22 protein-coding genes are annotated in these 18,618 nt (G+C 68.5%); 16 read left to right on the top strand and 6 right to left on the bottom strand.

The annotated features are described in order from the left end of the window. Positions 1–2: 2 nt before the first annotated feature. The gene (locus tag ACIA8G_RS16085) at positions 3–545 is read right to left on the bottom strand and encodes a DUF305 domain-containing protein (RefSeq protein ID WP_396419237.1); all 543 of its coding nucleotides are present in this window, start codon (positions 543–545) and stop codon (positions 3–5) included. A 341-nt stretch (positions 546–886) separates the two neighbouring features. On the opposite strand from ACIA8G_RS16085, the gene ACIA8G_RS16080 reads away from it, so the two are divergent. Genes ACIA8G_RS16080 through ACIA8G_RS16070 form a run of 3 tightly spaced genes read left to right on the top strand, consistent with a single transcriptional unit; the run spans position 887 to position 3,263 of the window. After that, on the top strand, positions 887–1,591 hold the full coding sequence (locus ACIA8G_RS16080; RefSeq protein ID WP_396419236.1) for a lytic polysaccharide monooxygenase: 705 nt from the start codon (positions 887–889) through the stop codon (positions 1,589–1,591). A gap of 4 nt (positions 1,592–1,595) precedes the next feature. Continuing rightward, a complete protein-coding gene (locus ACIA8G_RS16075) occupies positions 1,596–2,198 on the top strand; it encodes a DUF305 domain-containing protein (protein WP_396419235.1) in 603 nt (200 codons plus the stop codon). Between the two features lie 42 nt (positions 2,199–2,240). Next, a complete protein-coding gene (locus ACIA8G_RS16070) occupies positions 2,241–3,263 on the top strand; it encodes an FAD-dependent monooxygenase (RefSeq protein WP_396419233.1) in 1,023 nt (340 codons plus the stop codon). Here ACIA8G_RS16070 and ACIA8G_RS16065 read toward each other — a convergent pair. Both ACIA8G_RS16065 and ACIA8G_RS16060 read right to left on the bottom strand, forming a co-directional pair. Next, the gene (locus ACIA8G_RS16065) at positions 3,232–5,829 is read right to left on the bottom strand and encodes a BTAD domain-containing putative transcriptional regulator (RefSeq protein ID WP_396419231.1); all 2,598 of its coding nucleotides are present in this window, start codon (positions 5,827–5,829) and stop codon (positions 3,232–3,234) included. The two genes, ACIA8G_RS16070 and ACIA8G_RS16065, sit on opposite strands and share 32 nt — an antisense overlap. A gap of 4 nt (positions 5,830–5,833) precedes the next feature. Beyond that, positions 5,834–6,595 carry a helix-turn-helix domain-containing protein gene (locus tag ACIA8G_RS16060; RefSeq protein ID WP_396419229.1) on the bottom strand — a complete coding sequence of 254 codons (762 nt, stop codon included), beginning with the start codon at positions 6,593–6,595 and terminating at the stop codon, positions 5,834–5,836. A 49-nt stretch (positions 6,596–6,644) separates the two neighbouring features. Between ACIA8G_RS16060 and ACIA8G_RS16055 the strand changes: the two genes are divergently transcribed. From ACIA8G_RS16055 to ACIA8G_RS16045, 3 genes are read left to right on the top strand one after another with little or no spacing between them, the layout of a single operon-like run. Further along, complete coding sequence (locus tag ACIA8G_RS16055; protein ID WP_396419228.1) at positions 6,645–7,043, top strand: DUF2000 family protein; 399 nt, start codon at positions 6,645–6,647, stop codon at positions 7,041–7,043. A gap of 23 nt (positions 7,044–7,066) precedes the next feature. Beyond that, a complete protein-coding gene (locus tag ACIA8G_RS16050) occupies positions 7,067–7,645 on the top strand; it encodes a Pr6Pr family membrane protein (RefSeq protein WP_396419227.1) in 579 nt (192 codons plus the stop codon). Positions 7,646–7,673: 28 nt separating this feature from the next. After that, the gene (locus ACIA8G_RS16045) at positions 7,674–8,879 is read left to right on the top strand and encodes an MFS transporter (RefSeq protein WP_396419225.1); all 1,206 of its coding nucleotides are present in this window, start codon (positions 7,674–7,676) and stop codon (positions 8,877–8,879) included. On the opposite strand, the gene ACIA8G_RS16040 is transcribed toward ACIA8G_RS16045, so the two are convergent. After that, positions 8,789–9,616: an alpha/beta fold hydrolase gene (locus ACIA8G_RS16040; protein ID WP_396419224.1), complete on the bottom strand. Its 828-nt coding sequence runs from the start codon at positions 9,614–9,616 to the stop codon at positions 8,789–8,791. The two genes, ACIA8G_RS16045 and ACIA8G_RS16040, sit on opposite strands and share 91 nt — an antisense overlap. Then, a complete protein-coding gene (locus ACIA8G_RS16035) occupies positions 9,613–10,296 on the bottom strand; it encodes an SRPBCC domain-containing protein (protein ID WP_396419223.1) in 684 nt (227 codons plus the stop codon). The genes ACIA8G_RS16040 and ACIA8G_RS16035 overlap by 4 nt, the downstream gene beginning before the upstream one ends. Before the next feature lie 132 nt (positions 10,297–10,428). On the opposite strand from ACIA8G_RS16035, the gene ACIA8G_RS16030 reads away from it, so the two are divergent. Continuing rightward, positions 10,429–11,013, top strand: a complete 585-nt coding sequence (locus ACIA8G_RS16030; protein ID WP_396419222.1) for a DUF998 domain-containing protein — start codon at positions 10,429–10,431, stop codon at positions 11,011–11,013. A gap of 61 nt (positions 11,014–11,074) precedes the next feature. Here the strand turns inward: ACIA8G_RS16030 and ACIA8G_RS16025 are convergent, their stop codons facing one another. Continuing rightward, on the bottom strand, positions 11,075–11,308 hold the full coding sequence (locus ACIA8G_RS16025; protein ID WP_396419221.1) for a zinc-ribbon domain-containing protein: 234 nt from the start codon (positions 11,306–11,308) through the stop codon (positions 11,075–11,077). 283 nt (positions 11,309–11,591) lie between these two features. Between ACIA8G_RS16025 and ACIA8G_RS16020 the strand changes: the two genes are divergently transcribed. Genes ACIA8G_RS16020 through ACIA8G_RS15980 form a run of 9 tightly spaced genes read left to right on the top strand, consistent with a single transcriptional unit; the run spans position 11,592 to position 18,554 of the window. After that, positions 11,592–12,707, top strand: a complete 1,116-nt coding sequence (locus ACIA8G_RS16020) for an RNA-guided endonuclease InsQ/TnpB family protein (protein ID WP_396419220.1) — start codon at positions 11,592–11,594, stop codon at positions 12,705–12,707. A 16-nt stretch (positions 12,708–12,723) separates the two neighbouring features. After that, positions 12,724–13,230 carry a GNAT family N-acetyltransferase gene (locus ACIA8G_RS16015; RefSeq protein WP_396419219.1) on the top strand — a complete coding sequence of 169 codons (507 nt, stop codon included), beginning with the start codon at positions 12,724–12,726 and terminating at the stop codon, positions 13,228–13,230. Between the two features lie 36 nt (positions 13,231–13,266). Beyond that, positions 13,267–13,857, top strand: a complete 591-nt coding sequence (locus ACIA8G_RS16010; protein WP_396419218.1) for a nucleotidyltransferase family protein — start codon at positions 13,267–13,269, stop codon at positions 13,855–13,857. Further along, positions 13,820–14,068, top strand: a complete 249-nt coding sequence (locus ACIA8G_RS16005) for a BON domain-containing protein (RefSeq protein WP_396419217.1) — start codon at positions 13,820–13,822, stop codon at positions 14,066–14,068. Before ACIA8G_RS16010 ends, ACIA8G_RS16005 begins: the two co-directional genes overlap by 38 nt. Next, a complete protein-coding gene (locus ACIA8G_RS16000) occupies positions 14,065–14,787 on the top strand; it encodes a metallophosphoesterase (protein ID WP_396419216.1) in 723 nt (240 codons plus the stop codon). Before ACIA8G_RS16005 ends, ACIA8G_RS16000 begins: the two co-directional genes overlap by 4 nt. Further along, the gene (locus tag ACIA8G_RS15995; protein ID WP_396419215.1) at positions 14,784–16,541 is read left to right on the top strand and encodes a thiamine pyrophosphate-requiring protein; all 1,758 of its coding nucleotides are present in this window, start codon (positions 14,784–14,786) and stop codon (positions 16,539–16,541) included. Before ACIA8G_RS16000 ends, ACIA8G_RS15995 begins: the two co-directional genes overlap by 4 nt. After that, positions 16,538–17,488: a TIGR03557 family F420-dependent LLM class oxidoreductase gene (locus ACIA8G_RS15990; protein WP_396419214.1), complete on the top strand. Its 951-nt coding sequence runs from the start codon at positions 16,538–16,540 to the stop codon at positions 17,486–17,488. Before ACIA8G_RS15995 ends, ACIA8G_RS15990 begins: the two co-directional genes overlap by 4 nt. Positions 17,489–17,517: 29 nt before the next feature. After that, positions 17,518–18,105 carry a DUF6766 family protein gene (locus ACIA8G_RS15985; RefSeq protein ID WP_396419213.1) on the top strand — a complete coding sequence of 196 codons (588 nt, stop codon included), beginning with the start codon at positions 17,518–17,520 and terminating at the stop codon, positions 18,103–18,105. A gap of 29 nt (positions 18,106–18,134) precedes the next feature. Further along, positions 18,135–18,554: a hypothetical protein gene (locus ACIA8G_RS15980; RefSeq protein ID WP_396419212.1), complete on the top strand. Its 420-nt coding sequence runs from the start codon at positions 18,135–18,137 to the stop codon at positions 18,552–18,554. Positions 18,555–18,618 lie beyond the last annotated feature (64 nt).

Below are 18,618 nucleotides of genomic sequence, written 5' to 3'. Positions count from 1 at the left end.
CGTCAGGACTTCTGCTTGGCCGAGATCTGGTCGAGGACCTCGCTCTGCGACACGATGATCTTGCCGGCCAGTGCCTTGGAACCGATGTGCTCGCCCTTGGCCTGCGCGTCCTTGGCCATGTCGACGCCGCTGCGCAGGTGCCGCGAGAGGGTGGCGAGGAACAGGTCGTCGAACTGCTTGCCCTGGGCGCCCTTCAGCGTCTCGACGTCCTTGGCGGTCATCATGCCGGCCATCTTGTGCGTGCCGTGCGGGTCGTCGCCGGGCACCTGGATGTTCCAGGACCGCAGGTAGGTGGCCATCTGCTCGATCTCGCCCGACTCGGCGGTGGCGATCTTGTCGGCGACGTCCACGACGAACTGGTCTTTCGACCGCTCCATGGCGACCTTGGCGATGTCGATGGTCTGGCGGTGGTGAGGGATCATCCGCAACGAGAACGTCGCATCCGCCTCGTTGGCCGCTGGTTCGCCCGAGGCACCGCCCCCGGTCATCGAACAGCCCGTCAGCGCTAGCAGACCTAGCACGATGATGAGCAGACGCGCACGCATGAAGCCTCCCGTCGGTGTTCCCTGACGAGGGATACGGGTGGCCGAGATGTCCGGTTCAGTGAAAGTTCCGCAACCTAAGTGCTTTGGATCAGCAGACCAGTGGGGCCACTGGTCTGGTCCTGTGACCTGATTCGTCAACGGTAGGACCACTTGTGCGCGTGGACTTGTTGACAGGCACCGATTTCTTGTTCGCACCGAGTGACTGCTTGACCACTTTCCGAACTCCGGTTTATGGTCTAGACCACACCGAAACTTGATCGGCGAGCGATCGAGATCGCTCCCGGTTCCCACCCCTGCAACGGGGACTACCCCGCCTGGGAACGATCCAAGGAGTTCGGAAGATGAAACTCACCCGAAAAGCGGCTGTGCTCTTCGCGGCCGTCCCTGTGTTCCTGTTCGTCGCGCCGGTCGGTACGGCCAGCGCGCACGGTTACGTGTCGTCACCGGCCAGCCGGTCGGCGCAATGTGCGGCCAAGACGATCAGCTGTGGCGCACCCACCTACGAACCGCAGAGCGCGGAAGGTCCCAAGGGCCTGAAGAACTGCAGTGGTGCCCGTGGCGACTTCGCCGAGCTCGACAACGACAACAAGGGCTGGCAGGTGCACAGCACCGGCTCCAGCCTGACCCTGAGCTGGGCGTTCACCGCCCGGCACCGGACCCGCGACTACGAGTACTACATCGGCGGTACCCGCGTCGGCTTCGTCGACGGTGGCAACGCCGCCCCGGTCGGGAACGTGTCGCACACGATCAACCTGGGCGGGTTCACCGGCCGCCAGAAGCTCTACGCGATCTGGAACATCGGCGACACCGCCGCGGCGTTCTACTCCTGCATCGACCTGCAGATCGGTGGTGGCGGCAACCCGAACCCGCCGACCAGCAACCCGCCGACGCCTCCGCCTGCCGGTGGCACGTGGGCGGCGAACACGGCGTACGCGACCGGTGCGACGGTGACCTACGGCGGAGCGAGCTATCGCTGCCGTCAGGCGCACACGTCGCTGACCGGCTGGGAACCGCCGAACGCGGCGTCGCTGTGGGAGCGGATCTGATCTGATGAGGCGCCTGGTGATCGCGGCCGCGATCCTGGCGCTGGCGGGGTGCGACGGAGAGGCGATCGTGCCGGAGACCCAGCAGGGTCACGGGCACGGGTCGACCTCCGTCGCACCACCCGTTCCCGCCGCCAGCGCGAGGTTCAACGACGCGGACGTGATGTTCGCGCAGATGATGGTGGCCCATCTGGAACAGGGCATCGACCTCTCGCAGGTGGCGATGGCCAAAGGCTCGAAACCCAAGGTGAAGGAACTCGCGGGCGCGGTCGACGTGACCCAGCGCGAGGAGCTCACCATGCTCAAGTCCTGGTTGAAGCTCTGGGGCAAACCGGAGACCCCGTCGAGCGATCCGAACGTGCACGCAGCGCACGGTGGCCTGCCGTTGCTCGACGCCAAGGTCATCAGCGACATCAAGGAGAAGAACGGAGCCGAGTTCGACCTCACCTACCTCAACCTGATGACCGGTCATCAGGGCGGCGCCGTCGAGATGGCCCGCGCCATGGCGAAGGACGGCTCGAACCCGGAGGCCGTCGCGTACGCCGAGCGGGTGACCAACACCCGGCAGGGCCAGATCGCGCAGATGCTGGGTCTCATCGGCGAACAGTGAACGGTAGGCGTTCGGTCAGCGGGCCGGCGTTGCCTTCCTGGCATGGACGTACTGATCTCGGGAGCAGGCATCGCCGGGCCCGCGCTCGCCTACTGGCTGGCGCGCTTCGGCTTCTCACCGGTCGTGGTCGAACGGGCGCCGGCCCTGCGGCCTGGCGGCCAGGCCGTGGACTTCCGCGGCGAGGCGCACCTGTCGGTGCTCCGGCACATGGGCGTGCTGGACGCGGTGTTCGAGGCGCAGACCTCGCCGCGGGACATGGTGTTCCGCGGTCTTGACGGACGGGTCCGGTCACGGTTGCCGGCGTGGTTTACGGCCGGCGAGGTGGAGATCCGGCGCGGTGACCTGTCGCGGCTGCTGTACGAGCACAGCGCGGCTGATGCGGAATACGTGTTCGGCGACTGGATCACGTCGCTGCACGACGACGGCGCCGGTGTGGACGTGACGTTCGCGCACGGGCAGCCGCGGCGGTTCGACTTCGTCATCGGGGCGGACGGAATGCGGTCCGCGGTGCGGCGGCTGGTGTTCCCGGAGTACCGGCCGACGTTCCAGGGCTACTACTTCGCGATCTGGGACGCGGACGGCGATGACCGCGACATGGTGTGCGCGCCGGGATATGTGGCCGCGCCTGGGTGGTTGATGTTCAAGTCCTCGGTACCGCCTGAGCTGATGACCGACGCGCTGACCGCTCCGGACGTCTACTTCGACTCGATCAGCCGGGTGCGGATGCCGGCGGTGAGTTCCGGGCGGGTCACGCTGATCGGTGACGCCGGGTACGGCTCCACGCTGGGAGGCATGGGAACCGGGGTCGCCGTGGTCAGTTCCTACGTGCTGGCGGGGGAGATGGCGGCCGGCGGAGACGCGTTCGCGCGGTACGAGGCCTTGATCGGACCGTATGCGCACGGCTGCCAGGGCAACACGGGACGGTTCCTGGCGCCCAGCACGCGGCTCGGGTTGTGGGCGCGGGACAGGATGTTCGGGCTGCTGCCCAAGATGCCGATGTTCGCGCGCGTCGACATGCAACGGGCAACGGCCATCAAGCTTCCCGAGTACGTTCCAGCGCGGTGAGTGCGGCCTCGACGTGCTGCTTGGCCGGCACGTGCATCCATCCGCTCCCGAGTTCCCGTTGCGCCTCGCGCAGAAGCCGTTCCGCCGTCGCCAGGTCTCCCTTGCGCTTGGCGATCTCGGCGAGCCCGGCGTTCGCCAACGCCCGCGTGGCCGAGAGACCTGCCTGAGTCGCCAGCTCCAGCGCCTGGAGGTAGTCGCGCTCGGCCTCGTCCTGGTCGAGGTCGAGCAACCGGTCGGCGCGCCTGCCCCGCAGCTCGGCCAGCTCCTCGTTCGCGTCGAGCTCGGTCATGGCGCGCAGGGCCTCGTCGGTGAGCGCGAGGGCTTCGTGCGGGTCCTCGGTGAGGTTCGCCAGGATGTCCAGCACCTGGGCGGCGCCCCAGCGTTCGCCCAGGTCCTGGAACTTCTTCAACGCCGCGCGAGAGATCTCCATCGCGCGCGGGCGGTCGCCGTGGGTGGCCCAGTCGGTGTAGGCGTTGCTGAAGCCGATCAGTCCCTGGATCCACGGGTCCTCGCTCTGCTCGACCTCGTCCTGGAGCGGGATGCGCGGTGCGCCGGGATCCGGCGGGCCGGCGAGCATGGCCCACGCGATGAGCAGGAACGGTTGCCGGACAGGGCCTTCGACCCGCAGGAGGGTGTTCAGCGCGTGCTCGGAGTCGGCCAGGACCAGCAGGATCGCGTACCCCTCGGTGTCCTGTTCCTCGACCGCGGCGAGGAGTCTCTCGGCGGTGGCCTGGATCTCGGTGCGGCTGCCCTTCACGTACCAGTACCAGGCCAGGTCGCTGATCAGCCGCAGAGCCTGGTCCGGTGCGTGCGTGCTGGTCCACTCGACGGCCTGCAACAGGTTGGCGTGCTCCGCGCTCAACCGGCTGAACCACTCCAGCTGGTGTCGCCGGCGCAGCTCAGGATCCGCGCGCTGCGCCAGTTCACCGAAGTAGGCGGCGTGCTCTGCGTCGACGCGCTTGTGCTCGGCGCAGAACTCGCGGATGGTCTCCAGCATGCGGTAGCGGCCGTCGGCGGCTTCCACCAAAGACTTGTCCACCAACGCTTCCAGCACTTCGAGGTCGTGCCGGCAGACCTGTTCCACGGCTTCCAAACTCGCCCCGCCGCTGAACGTGGCGAGCGCGGCGGCCAGGTCGCGTTCGTCGTCGTCGAGCAGGTCCCAGCTCCACTCCACGACGGCGCGCAACGTCTGGTGCCGTGGCGCGGCGGCGCGATTTCCCTTGGTGAGCAAGCGGAATCGGTCGTTCAGCCGGTCGGCGATCTCCTGCGTGGTCAGCGTGCGGGTGCGTGCCGCGGCGAGCTCGATCGCCAGCGGCAGCCCGTCCAGATCGCGGCAGATCGCTGCCGTGTGCTCGTCCGGCACGAAGGCGGGGTTGACCAGGCGGGCGCGGTCGGTGAACAGCGCCACGCTCTGCTCGGGGTTCAGCGGCGGCACCGGGCACAGGGTCTCGCCGGTGATGCCGAGCGCCTCCCGGCTCGTGGCGAGGATGCGCAGCCGCGGGCACGTGCTGAGCAGGTGCTGGGCCAGCGCGGCGGCCTGCACGATCAGGTGCTCGCAGTTGTCCAGGATCAGCACCCCGTCGCGTTCGCGCAGCGCCAGGGTGAGGCGTTCTTCCGGTGGCAGCACGGTTTCCTTGAGCCCCAACGCCTGCAGCGTGGCCGCCCCGACGTCCTTGGCCGGGGCCAGGTCCACGAAGACCGCGGCCGGGGAAGCGGCCTGCAGCGCGAGCCTGGTCTTGCCCGCGCCGCCGGGGCCGGTGAGCGTGACCAGCCGTGAGGTCAGGGACGCGATTCGGCGCAGTTCGTCCTGCCTGCCAACGAATGTGGTGATCTGCGCCGGGAGCTCGCGGTGGGTCTGCCCGCGCAGGATCTGCAGGTGGACGGCCCGCAGTTCGGCCGACGGGTCCGTGCCGAGCTCGTCGGCCAGCATCCGGCGGGCGTCCTCGAACGCCTGCAACGCCTCGGCCTGGCGGCCCTGCTGGTTCAGCGCCTGCATGAGGTAGCCGCGCAGCCGTTCGTCCAGCGGGTGCTGCTGGACCAGGTCCTGGATCTCCTGCACGTCGGCCTTGTTCAACCGGATCCGCGCGGCGATCAGCGCGCCGGTCGCCGCGGATCGTTGCTGGGAGAGGCGAGTCGCGTGATCGGCGAGGTCGACGTCCGCGAGCGCGGGCCCGCGCCACAGCTGAAGTGCTTCGGCCAGAAGGGATTCCGCTGCCTGCGGATCACCCTGCTCCAACGCCTGCTGACCCGCAGTGGCCAGCGAGACGAACCTCTGCGCGTCGACCTGGTCCGGCGCCAGCGCAAGCCGGTAGCCGGCGGGGTGGAACTCGATCAGCGCCGCGTCCCCGAGCGCCCGGCGCAACCGCGACACCTGGCCCTGCAGGGCGTTGGCGGCGTCGGCGGGCGGTTCCAGGCCGTAGAGCTCGTCGACGAGCCGGTCGAGCGGGACGATCTCGCCCACCCGGATCGCGAGCAACGCGAGCAGGGTGCGCGGCCGAGGGCCGCCCACCGCGATCTTGCCGTCCGGGGAGTGCGCCTCTACCGGGCCGAGAATGCCGACGTGCACGGTGTCAGCGTACGAAGCGGCCGGGACTCGTACCCAGCACCCGGCGAAAGTGCCGCGTGAGGTGTGACTGGTCGTGGAACCCGGCCAGGACCGCCGCCTCCGCCGCCGGCCGCCCTTCCACCAGATACCCGCGCGCGAGATCCACTCGGCGGCCGGTCAGGTAGCGGTGCGGCGGCAACCCGAACCTCCGGCTGAACGCCCGCACGAGGTGCGTCTGGCTGGTCTGCAACTCCGTGGCGGCCTCGGCAAGCGTGATCCCGTCAGGCAGCGAGGCGTCCAGCAACTGCCGCAGCCGGTCCGCGAGCGTCGGATCCGCCCACGCCTGCGGTGACGTGCCCGCGAAGTGGTGCGTGAGGCGTTCGGTGATCAGCGCCAGCCGGCTCGACGCCTCGAGCGGCTCCTCCAGCGCGAGGTGCAGCTGGTGCACCCGCTGCCGCAACAGGGGATCGACCAGCATCGGCGTGTCGACGGCCTTGCCGATCAGGTCGGCGGGCAGCACGTCGCCGTCCAGGTACAGCACGCGCTTGTGGAAGCCGGTCGGGTAGGCGGATCGCCCGTCGTGCGGCACGTGCGGTGGCAACAGCGTGACGCCGTCCACGAGAGCGCCGTGCTCGTGACGGTCGAGCTCGTAGCGCACCGCACCCGTGTCGAGCAGCATCAACGTCCACGCGTCGTGCGTGTGCGCTGGGTAGACGTGCGTGGTGAAGGAGGCGTGGAAGACTTCCTTGATGCCGTCCACGTCCGGCTTCCAGGCCGTGACGCTCATGTCAGAAACGTACAAGACGATGGGGAGGAGCTGCCGCGATCGTGAGTCCATGTTCGACACCAAGATCGCTGTGTTGCTGCGGGACGACCTGGCCGGCTGGCAGGCCCTGAACGTCACCGCCTTCCTCGTCAGCGGGCTGCCGGAAGAGCTGCGCGGCGAGCCCTATGTGGACGCTGACGACGTCAAATACCTGCCGATGTTCCGCCAGCCCGTCGTGGTCCTGCAGGGCGACAAGGACCTGCTCACCAAGGCCCACGAGCGCGCCCTCAACCGCAACCAGGTGATGGCGATCTTCACCGCGGACCTCTTCGCCACCGGCAACGACACCGACAACCGGGCGGCCGTCCGCAAGGTCCACACGCAGGACCTCGATCTGGTCGGGATCGCCGTCCACGGCCAGAAGAACGCCGTCGACAAGATCTTCAAGGGCGCCCGGATGCACCCCTGACGGAACCGCGCTCTAATGCCCTCGTGATCAAACTGCTCCGGATGGCCGTGTTTCTGCTGGTTCTTTCGGCAGAGGTGTACCTGGTTGTTGTGCTGGGGGAGAAGTTCCGTCTGGTCAACCACTTCAGCTACTTCACCGTGCTGTCGAACGTGATCGCCGCTTTCGTGGCCCTCCTGGGAGTGTTCAGCCCGGTGTCGGCGCAGCTCAGAGGTGCTTCCGTGCTCTACATGGCCACGACGGGCATTGTGTACGCGGTGCTGCTGCGGGACGTCGACGTGCAGACACCGGCCTACGCGAACTGGGTGCTGCACGTCGTCGTGCCGATCCTCGTGATCGTGGAGTGGCTGCTGCGGCCGGAGCGGACCACGCGGGTATGGACCTGGCTGGCCTTCCCGCTCGCCTACCTGATCTACACGCTGGTCAGGGGCCCGATCGTGGACTGGTACCCGTACCCGTTCCTCGACCCGCGCCAGCACGGCTACGGCGACGTGGCCCTGACCTGCGTGTCCGTCGCGGTGATCTTCGGCGCGCTGGCGTACCTGGTCTCCTGGGCCGGTGCCAAATTGGCCCAGAGAAACAGCCCGGTCTTGTCCCACGACTAGGGCCAATCGTCGCCCTACGGTCAGAGTCATGACCAGGCGACTCGCGTACGCGCAGCTGACGAACTCCATCGGGGACGGCGGGTTCCTCGTCGTCTCGGCCCTCTACTTCACCCAGGTCGTCGGCCTCAGTGCGGCGAGGGTCGGGCTGGCGCTGACCCTGGCGTGGGGCGTCGGAGCCGTCGCGGGTGTCGCGCTGGGGCACCTCGCGGACCGGATCGGGCCACGCACCACGGCCGTCGTGCTCGCCCTCGCCACCGCGGCGAGCATCGCGATCCTGCTGTTCACCCGGCACTTCGCGGCGTTCGTGGTGGTCATGTGCCTGTACGCGAGCTTCCAGAGCGGACTCCAGGCGTCCAGGCAGGCCCTGCTCGCCGGCCTGACCACGCCGGAGGAACGCACCGGAGCCCGCGCCCGGATCCAGTCCACGGCCAACGCGGGCATCGCGATCGGCGCGGCGGCGGGCGGGTTCGCGCTGCATCTCGGCACCGAGGCCGCCTACACGGCCGTGTTCGTGCTCGACGTCGTCAGTTTCCTTGCGGCGGCGACGATTCTCGCCACGTTGCCGGAGACCGTGATGACCAGGGCCAAGGGCAGGTTCGACGTGCTCAAGGACCGCCCGTACGCGCTGATCACGCTGATCAACGCGGTGATGCTGCTCTACATGCCGTTGCTGAGCTTGATCATCCCGCTGTGGATCGTGCAGCGCACCGAGGCGCCGACGTGGATGGCGGCCGCGCTGCTGGTGCTCAACACCGCGGCCGTCGTGCTGTTCCAGGTGCGGATCGCCAAGCGCGCCAACGGTCTTGGCCAGGCGTCCAGGCTCGTCAGGCACGCCGGGCTGATCATGCTCGCCTCGTGCGCGGTCTTCGCGGCCACGGCGTTCAGCTTCGGAGCGTGGCCGGCGGCGGCGTTGCTGATCGCCGCCGCCGCGTTGCAGGTGCTCGGCGAGATGATGCTCGCCTCCGGCGCGTGGGAGATCAGCTTCACCCTCGCGCCCGCCGACCGGCAGGGCCAGTACCAGGGGTTCTTCGCGACCGGCACGGCGGTCGCCCGCATGGTCGGCCCTGCCCTGCTCACCACCGTCGTGCTCGGCTGGGGTGCGCTCGGCTGGGCCTTGGTCGGCGGGCTGTTCGTCGTGGCCGGCTACGCGATGGGACCCGCGGTGCGCTGGGCTCGCGAGAAGAACTCCACCAGCTCCGGCGCCATGACCGACGACTTGTACATGTGCGTCTGACCGGGCAGCGTCCGGTACTCGGTGTCCGGGCCCAGCACCTCCGCGACGTTCTTCATGGCGTTGCGGAGGTACTCGGGCGACTTGCCGCCGTCCATCGCGAGCGTCGGCACCTTCACGGTCCAGCGATCGGCCGGCAACGGCTCGCCGCGGCCGTCGGAACCGAGGATGCGGAGATCCCACGGCAGCGTGTGCGCGACCAGCTTCAGCTTCTTCCACACCGGGGTCAGCTTCATGATCGCGGTGCCGATGGCGGGCGCGCCGACGATCTTCATGAACAGGGCCAGCATCCCGGACCTGTCACCGCGGGCGAGCAGGCCGTCCATCGTCTGCACGACGTCGGCCGGGCGCGGCTTGTACGTGCCGTCCACGACGAACGGTGCCTCGTAGAGCGCGAGCCGGGTGATGCCCGGCAGCCGGGAGGCCGCCTCCATCGCCAGGACCGCGCCCGAGGACACGCCGAAGACGAACGCGGAGCCGCCGGCCTCCTTGATCACCGCGTCGATGTCCTCGACCTCGCGCTCCAGGGCCCACGGCGTGGCGCCGTCGCCGGTCTCGCCGCGGCCGCGCCGGTCGTAGGTGTAGACGGTGAAGTTCTTGTCCAGCACGGACGCCAGCTCGGTCGTCGGGCCGAACTTCCGGTGGCAGAGCGCGCCGTCCACGAGGATCAGCGCGGGGCCGGAACCGGTGATCGAGTACGCGATCTCGGTGCCGTCGGCAGAGGTCGTGAAGCGCGTCATTTCGTCTCTCCCAGGGTGATGTCGAGCCAGCGCTGCCAGTCCTGTTCGGACTCGTCGCCGTCGAAGACGTGGTGCGCGGCGATCATCGGGCCGAAGAACCCGCGCATGAAGCGGTACATGCCCCGTTCGGTGCGCAGACCGAGGGTGTGGGCGTTGCGGTGGTACTCGACGGCGCCCGGCAGGACCTCGGGCAGTGCCGCTTCGAGCTTCTTCCACGCCGCGTCCCAGTCGTCGACCATCGGGCCGAAGACCGTGAGCGGCCGGGCCGTGCGGCCGGCGAAGTGGCCCAGGTACTCGGCCAGCGTGCGCCGGAACAGCGCGCCGCCCAGCGTCATCGCCTCGAACTCGTCGGCCCAGTCGTCGCCGGGCAGGAAGCCGCTCGTCACCATCCGCAGCACGGTGCTGCTGTGCTCGCGGCCCTCGACGAGGAACTCGTAGGCGATGAACCGGCCGTCCGGCGCCTTGCCGCTGTCGTGCGCGAAGTGCAGCGGCGGGTCCCACGCGGTGATGCTCGAGGTCGGCTCGTAGCCGCCGAACGCGAGCTTGACCTGGCCGTTCGCCACCTCGTTGCGGCCCATGAACCACGAGTCGATGCCAGGCCCGGTCGCGATGGCCTCCCAGACGTCCTCGACGGACGCGGGTGTCTCGATCTCGTCGGTGCTTTCGAACGCGTGGCCCATCAGGTCTCCTCCCGGCGTTGCATGCTCCCATCCTGGCGCCGACGAGTCTATTCGTCAAGACAGTGCTTCTAGTCTTGACAAAAAAAGTTGTCGGTGGTTCCGTTCTCGCCATCGACAACTGAGGAGGAACCCATGTCCCGCATCGCCTGTGGCGTCGTCGCCGGCCCGCTCTACCTCGTCGTCGGGTACGCCCAGGCGTTCACCCGCGAGGGCTTCGACCTCTCACGCCACCCGTTCAGCATGCTCAGCCTCGGTTCGCTCGGCTGGATCCAGATCGCGAACTTCATCGTCAGCGGCGCGCTGTTCGTCATCGCAGCCACGGGCATGGCGCGGTTCTCGAAGTGGGGAGCGCGGCTGATCGGCCTGATGGGTGTGGGGATGATCCTCGGCGGGGTGTTCGTCGCCGATCCTGCCTTGGGCTTTCCCGTCGGTACACCCGACGCCCCGCCCACGTCGTTGTCGTGGCACGGCCTGCTGCACGCGGTCGCGTTCGGGCTCGCGATGATCGGCTGGATCGGGGCCTGCTTCGTCTTCGCGCGTAGGCTCGGAGGATGGCTGGCGGTGGTGAGCGCCCTGACCGGCGTGCTCCTGGTGGTGCCGATGGCGTTCCTCGGCAACCCCTCCGGAACGGTGCTGCTCTACGTGGTCGCGACGATCGGCTGGACGTGGACGTCGCTCGTGTCCCTGAGGCTGAACCGGCCTGCCTGCTCGAACTGATCTGCCCGGAGTGCGGGCGCGTCACCACCGACGAGGACGCGCCCGGTTGTGCCGCCTGCGCTCAGACGTGAGCGCCGAGCTGCCTCGCGTGCACGGTGCTGATGTCGTAGGCGACGCCGCAGAACGTGCACTGCAGCCCGTACTTGCGGCTGATCGTGAACAGCGGGATGAAGAAGATCGTGGGCTTCGTGTACCGCTTGACCAGGCTGTGCGCGGCCTGGTGGTGGCAGTGCCCGCACGTCAAGGTCAGCATCATCAGCTGCTGGATCGTCGTACGCCAGCCGAAGATCACCATCTGCGCTCCTGAGGATTGGCTGACCCTATGACGTCTCAGGCCTGATCTGAGTTGCAGTCGGTCCACCATCTTCAGCAGATGTCATGTCTCTGGAACCCGGTCGTTCATGGCCCGGAGGAATGCGCTGATCGCTCCCCAGCCGGGTTGGTTCGCACATGTGTTCGGTATCATCGTGGTTGTGAAGCTGGTGGTACGGGTGAAGCTGCTGCCGACCGTCGCGCAGGCGGCGGCGTTGGCGGCGACCCTGCGCGCCTGCAATTGCGCCGCGGACTGGGTGTAGCAGGTGGCGTTCGACCAGCAGGTGTTTCGTGAATACGCGTTGCGCAGGCACACCTACGGCGAGTTGAAAGCATGTGGCTTGGGCGCGCAGGTGGCCCAGCACGTGATCAAGAAGGTGGTGGATGCTCACACCACGCTGCGCGCGAACATCCGCGCGGGAAACTTGGCCGGGAAACGCAAGGCCAAGGCGGAGTCGACACCGATCGGGTTCCGCCCGGCGGCGGCGCAGCCGTTCGATGACCGCTGTCTGTCCTGGCAGCATGACGCGCGGACCGTGTCGATCTGGACGGTGTATGGTCGGCTGAGGGGTATCCCGTTCACCGGCCACCCCGGCCAGCTCAAGACGATGCGTGAGCACCGGCGGGGCGAGTCCGACCTGGTGTGCGAGAACGGCACCTGGTTCCTGCTCGCCACCTGCGAGATTCCCGAGCGGGAACGGTTCGAGCCGGTGGACTGGATAGGTGTGGACCGGGGCATCGTCAACCTCGCCACTACCAGCGACGGCGACAACTACCAGGGCCGCCGGTTGTCGCGGTATCGCCGCTGGCACGCCCGCAAACGCGCCGAGCTCCAGGCGAAGAACACGAAGTCCGCGACCCGTCGGCTCAAGCGCCGGGCCCGTATGGAGGCCCGTCACGCGACGCACGTGAACCACAAGATCAGCAAACAGGTTGTGGCTGTTGCCGAACGCACCGGCCGCGGAATCGCCCTCGAACAGCTCGACGGCATTCGCGATCGGGTACGGCTCCACCGGCACCAGCGAGCCACCCTCACCACCTGGCCCTTCCGCCAGCTCGGCACGCACATCGCCTACAAGGCGAGGCGGGCCGGTGTCCCGTTGCTGGAAGTGGACGCGCGCTACACGTCGCAGATGTGTCCACGATGTCGCCATACCGAACGCTCCAACCGTCCCACAAGGGACTCCTTTCTGTGTCGCCGGTGTGGTCTCGCTGGACCCGCCGATGTCGTCGCCGCTGTGAACGTGAGAGATCGCGCACGGTCGGCGTGGGTACACGTCAACGTGCCCGATCCTGTTGTCTGGCAACAGGTAGATGTGGCCCGCACGCCACACCCAGTGGCGGCACGGAGAACGCAAGCCCAGCCCTTCAGGGCTGGGTAGTTGACAGGGTGGACAGGTGGACAACCTGCTGAGGCCGTGGCGGCCGGACGACGCACCGATCGTGCTGGCCGCGGCCGGCGAGCCGATGATGGACCGCCAGTTCGCCTCCGTCCTCGACTCGCTCGACGCCGCCGCGGACTGGATCGAGCTGATGGCGCTGCGGCGGGCCGAGGACACGGCGTACTCCTTCGCCGTCCTGGCCGGCGGCGCGCCGGTCGGCAACATCGCGGTGTCGAGTGTGGATCGCCGTCACCTCACCGGCTGGATCTCCTACTGGATGAGGGAGGAGTCGCGCGGCAAGGGCCTGGCCACGCGTGCCTGCCGGGAGATCAGCGAGTGGGCGTTCACCGAGCTCGGCCTGTTCCGCCTGGAGCTCGCGCACCGGGTGGACAACCCGGCCTCCTGTCGCGTGGCGGTCGGCGCGGGGTTCGTGGCCGAGGGCCTCGAACGCGCCAGGCTCCTCTACGACGGCGAGCGCTTCGACACCGAACGCCACGCGCGGCTGGCCACTGATCCGGCGTGAGGTTCACGGCTCTCGTCGCGGGGTAACCAGTGGCGCATGAGCGACGTGCAGGACGAGCTGCTGCGTACGTTGACCAAGGTCGCCAACGCCCTGCGCAGCGCGGAGATCCCGTTCGCGTTGACGGGCGGATGCGCGGGCTACGCGCGTGGTGGCCCGGCGAGTGAGCACGACGTCGATCTTCTCGTGCGCGAGCAGGACGCGGCCGAAGCCGTGCGGGTGCTCGTGGCGCGCGGACTGCGTGCCGCGGAACCCCCGGAGGACTGGCTGCTCAAGGTCTACGACGGCGACTCGCTGGTGGACCTGCTGTTCCGGCCGAACGAACGCGTTGTCACCGACGAGATCCTGGCGATGGCCGAGGAGATGCCGGTCGGTTCGGTGATGCTGCCGGTCATGCCCGCGACGTTCGTGCTGATCAGCAAACTGCTCGTGCTGGACGGGCACCGCTGCGACTTCAGCGAGCTGCTGCCGTTCGCGCGTGCGCTGCGCGAGCAGATCGACTGGGAACACGTGCGCGAGGAGACCAAGCACTCGCCGTACGCCGAGGCGTTCCTGGTGCTCATCGAACGACTGGACATCATCGGGAGGGGCCATGAGTTCCGAGCAGTACCTGGCAGCAAATCTGCGTAGGGCGGTGGCCGAGGACCCGCGGACCGCCGAACTCGGCGTCCGGGTCACCGTGCGAGGTGATCACGTGATGCTGTCCGGCCAGGTCGCCTGCGAGAACCGCCGTGCGGCCCTGGAAGAGGTCCTGCACGAGGCCGCGCCTGAGCTCACGATCTTCAACGACGTCCGGGTCACCCCGGTGGGCGAGCCCGACGGTGAGGAGGACCTGCGATGATCCGCGTCGCCGCGGTCGGGGACATCCATCTCGGCGAGGACATGCGCGGTCATCTCCGTCCCGCGCTGGAGAAGGTCGGCGAGCACGCCGACATCCTGCTCCTGGCCGGTGACCTGACCCGGCACGGCACGGTCGCCGAGGCAGCCGTCGTCGCCGACGAGTTCGCAGACCTCCCGGTGCCGGTCGTCGCCGTGCTCGGCAACCACGACCACCACGACGACAAGCCCCTCGAGGTCACGAAGACCCTGGAGGACAAGGGTATTCATGTGCTGGAAGGCACGACGTTCACCCATCGCGCGCACGGCTGTTCGATCGGCATCGCGGGTGTGAAGGGGTTCGGCGGCGGGTTCGCCGGCAAGTGCGGAAGCGCGTTCGGTGAGCGGGAGATGAAGGCGTTCATCCAGCACACGTGCGACATCGCGCTGTCGCTGGAGAGCGCACTGTCCGAACTGGACACTGATGTGAAGGTCGCGCTGACGCACTACGCGCCGGTGCCGGACACGTTGCGCGGTGAGCCGCCGGAGATCTACCCGTTCCTCGGCTCCTACCTGCTCGGCGAGGCCATCGACGCCACCGGCACCGATCTCGCGGTGCACGGGCACGCGCACTTCGGTACCGAGCAGGGCATGACGCCGGGCGGGGTGCGGGTGCGCAACGTCGCCCAGCCGATCATCCGCTCCGCCTACACGGTGTACGTGCTGGAAGGGAGCGCGTCGTGACCGTCGGCGACTTCATCGTGGAGCGGTTGCGCGACTGGGGTGTGCGGCAGGTCTTCGCGTACCCCGGCGACGGCATCAACGGAATCGTGGCGGCGTTCGGCAACGCGGACAACGACCCGAAGTTCGTGCAGACGCGGCACGAGGAGATGGCCGCGTTCGCCGCCGTCGGCTACGCGAAGTTCAGCTCCGACGTGGGCGTGTGCCTCGCGACCTCCGGACCTGGCGCGATCCACCTGCTGAACGGCCTGTACGACGCGAAGCTCGACCACGTCCCGGTCGTCGCGATCGTCGGCCAGACCGCGCGCACCGCGCAGGGCGGCAGCTACCAGCAGGAAGTCGACCTGCACTCGTTGTTCCGCGATGTCGCCTCCTACCTGGTCGACGTGAACGTGCCGGCGCAGCTGCCGAACGCGCTGGACCGGGCGATGCGCACGGCGGCGGCCGATCGCGCGCCGGCCGTGCTGATCATCCCCAACGACGTGCAGGAGCAGGAGTACGAGCCGCCCAAGCACGAGTTCAAGTACATCCCGTCGAGCCCGCCGTCGCGCCCGTCCTCCCGCGTCGTCCCGGCGGACGACGAGGTGCGGCGGGCGGCCGAGGTGCTGAACACCGGTTCCCGGGTGGCGATCCTGATCGGCCAGGGCGCGCGTGACGCCGCCGCGGAAGTGGTCGAGGTCGCTGATCTTCTTGGTGCCGGTGTGGCGAAAGCGTTGCTGGGAAAGGACGTGCTGCCCGACGACCTGCCGTTCGTGACCGGGTCGATCGGCCTGCTGGGCACCCGGCCCTCGTACGAGCTGATGCGGGACTGCGACCGGTTGCTGATCGTCGGCTCGAACTTCCCGTACTCGCAGTTCCTGCCGAAGTTCGGTGCCGCGCGCGGCGTGCAGATCGACGTCGACGGCCGTGCGATCGGCATGCGCTACCCGACGGAGGTCAACCTCGTCGGTGACGCGCGGGAGACGTTGCGCGCGCTGATCCCGCTGCTGGAGCGCAAGAGCGACCGCTCGTGGCGGTCCACCGTGGAGGGCAACGTCGAACGCTGGTGGGAGGTCGTGGAGCGGCAGGCGCTCGTACCCGCCGACCCGGTCAACCCGATGCGGATCGTCTCCGAGCTGTCGAAACGCCTGCCCGCCAACGCGATCGTCACCGCCGACTCGGGTTCCGCGACGAACTGGTACGCGCGGCTGCTGCGCATCCGGGGTGGTGTGCGGTCTTCGTTGAGCGGAACTCTCGCCACGATGGGGTGCGCTGTTCCGTACGCGCTCGGGGCCGCGTTCGCGCACGGCGACCGCCCGTTGATCGCGCTGGTCGGCGACGGCGCGATGCAGATGAACGGCATGGCGGAGTTGCTCACGTTGCGGCAGTACAACATCCGTTGCGTGATCTGCGTGTTCCACAACAACGACCTGAACCAGGTCACGTGGGAGCTGCGCGCGATGGGCGGCGCGCCGAAGTTCGAGCCCTCGCAGAAGCTGCCGGACGTGTCGTACGCGGCGTACGCGCGCTCGATCGGCCTGCAGGGCATCGAGGTCGACTCGCCCGACCAGCTGGGGCCGGCGTGGGAGACGGCTCTGGCGTCGCCCGGCGCCGTGGTCCTCGACGTGTGCTGCGACCCGAACGTGCCGCCGATCCCGCCGCACGCGACGTTCGACCAGATCAAGGACATGACCGAGGCGGTGCTGCGCGGCGATCCCGACGCGTGGGGCGTGCTGCGCCGCGGCCTGCAGACCAAGATCCAGGAGTTGCTGCCGTGAAGCTGGGCTTTTTCCTTTCCTCGGAAGAACACGGACCGCGCGACCTGATCCGCAACGCGCACATGGCCGACGAGCACGGCTTCGAGGCGCTGTGGATCTCCGACCACTACCACCCGTGGAACGACGAGCAGGGCCAGTCGCCCTTCGTCTGGGGCACGATCGGCGCGTTGTCCGAGAGGGTTTCCCTGCCGATCACCACAGCCGTGACGTGCCCGACCGTCCGCATCCACCCGGCGGTGATCGCCCAGGCCGCGGCCACGGCGGCCGTCCAGTGCGAAGGCCGCTTCGTGCTCGGCGTGGGCAGCGGCGAGGCGTTGAACGAACACGTGCTCGGCACGCACTGGCCGTCCGCCGACGTACGGCTCGAGATGCTCGAGGAGGCGATCGGCCTCATCCGCACGCTGCACGAGGGCGTCGAGGTCACCCACCACGGCAAGCACTACACCGTCGAGAACGCCCGCATCTACACCCTGCCCGAACGGCCGGTGCCGATCTACGTGTCCGCGTTCGGCCCCAAGGCGGTCCGGCTGGCGGCCCGGTCCGGCGACGGGTACATCTGCGTCGGTCCGGCCAAGGACCTGGTGCGGCAGTACCGCTCGGCAGGCGGCCGCGGCCCGGCGCAGAGCGGGCTGAAGGTCTGCTACGCGGAGTCCGAAGAGGACGCCGTCGCGACGGCGCATCGCCTGTGGCCCAACGACGGCCTGCCGGGCGAGCTCGCCCAGGTGCTGCCGACCCCGCGCCACTTCGAACAGGCCTCATCGCTCGTCACCCCGGACATGATCCGCGAATCGATCCCGTGCGGGCCCGATCCGGAGCCGTACGCGGAGAAGATCAAGGAGTTCGCCGAGGCCGGGTTCGACGAGGTCTACGTGCAGCAGATCGGGCCGTCCCAGCGGGAGTTCTTCGAGTTCTGGGCGAAGGAAGTCGTGCCGTTGATCGATGTTTAGTTCCTGGTGTGCGCAGGGAATTCGGTCCTATGAGGAGATTCCTGCGCGAGCACAGCCTGACGCTCGTCTTCGGTGGGCTCTTCCTCGCGGCGCTGGTGGGCCAGTTCTTCGCCGGGCATGCCGACTACAACGAGCGTCAGGCCGCGTTGGGTCAGCCGTTGCTGTCCCTCGGTTCGTACTTGTTCTCCGCCGACTTCCTGGTCGACGTCGTGGAGAACTGGCAGTCGGAGTACCTGCAGTTCTTCCTGTACGTCACCGCCACCGTCTGGCTGGTCGAGCGCGGCTCACCGGAGTCGAAGCGCGTGGAGGACGCCGGTCTGCGGCCGAAGCGCACACATCACTGGCTGTACGAGAACTCGCTCGGCCTGGCGATGCTCTCGTTGTTCCTGTTCTCGTGGACGATGCAGTGGATCGCGGGCTGGTACGCCAACAACGCTGATCCGCTGGCGGAGCAGACCAGCCTGGGCGGGTACTTCCTGAGCGCGGACTTCTGGAACCGCTCGTTGCAGAACTGGCAGTCGGAGTTCCTCGCCATCGCCTCGATGGCGATTCTCAGCGTGCACCTGCGGCAGCGCGGTTCGCCCGAATCGAAGCCGGTGGGTGACAGGTCGGGCTAGGGTCGTTGCCATGACGACCAGAAAGGGCCATGCCGCGTAGGCGCCCGGATCAGGTCCGCGCCCGTCTGCCGCTGCGGCAGCGAACGCCCGGACGGCCGATTCCCCGAGTAGCCGGGGTTTCCGCACCCACCTCACGTGCCATCGCCACGTTCGAACGCACCCACTTCCACCCCGGCGCGATCGCCCGGGCACTCGCCGCCTGGACCAGGTTCGTGCACGGACCGATCCGTGCGATCGCCGGCAACGACTTCGACTACGGGCTCTGTCCCTGTTGTGAGTACGAGGAACCGGACTGGAACCGCGCGATTCTGCGCTGTGCTCTGCTCACCTTGCCCACCAAGGCGGCCCGCGAACTGCTCATGCTCGTCCGGCCGCTCGACGAGCTCTACCTGACCCGCTCGATCGCAACCCACGACAACGCGTATCTGCGAGAACAGCTAGTGGCATGACGAAAGCGCGGCGGGACAAGCCGTCCCGCCGCGCTCTCCAAGGCAGCGCGACCACCTTCTCGGG

Source organism: Lentzea sp. NPDC051213, from assembly GCF_044455585.1.
Lineage (GTDB): Bacteria > Actinomycetota > Actinomycetes > Mycobacteriales > Pseudonocardiaceae > Lentzea.
Note: the sequence above shows the minus strand (reverse complement) of the source record. Positions and strands in the feature narration are given on the sequence as shown.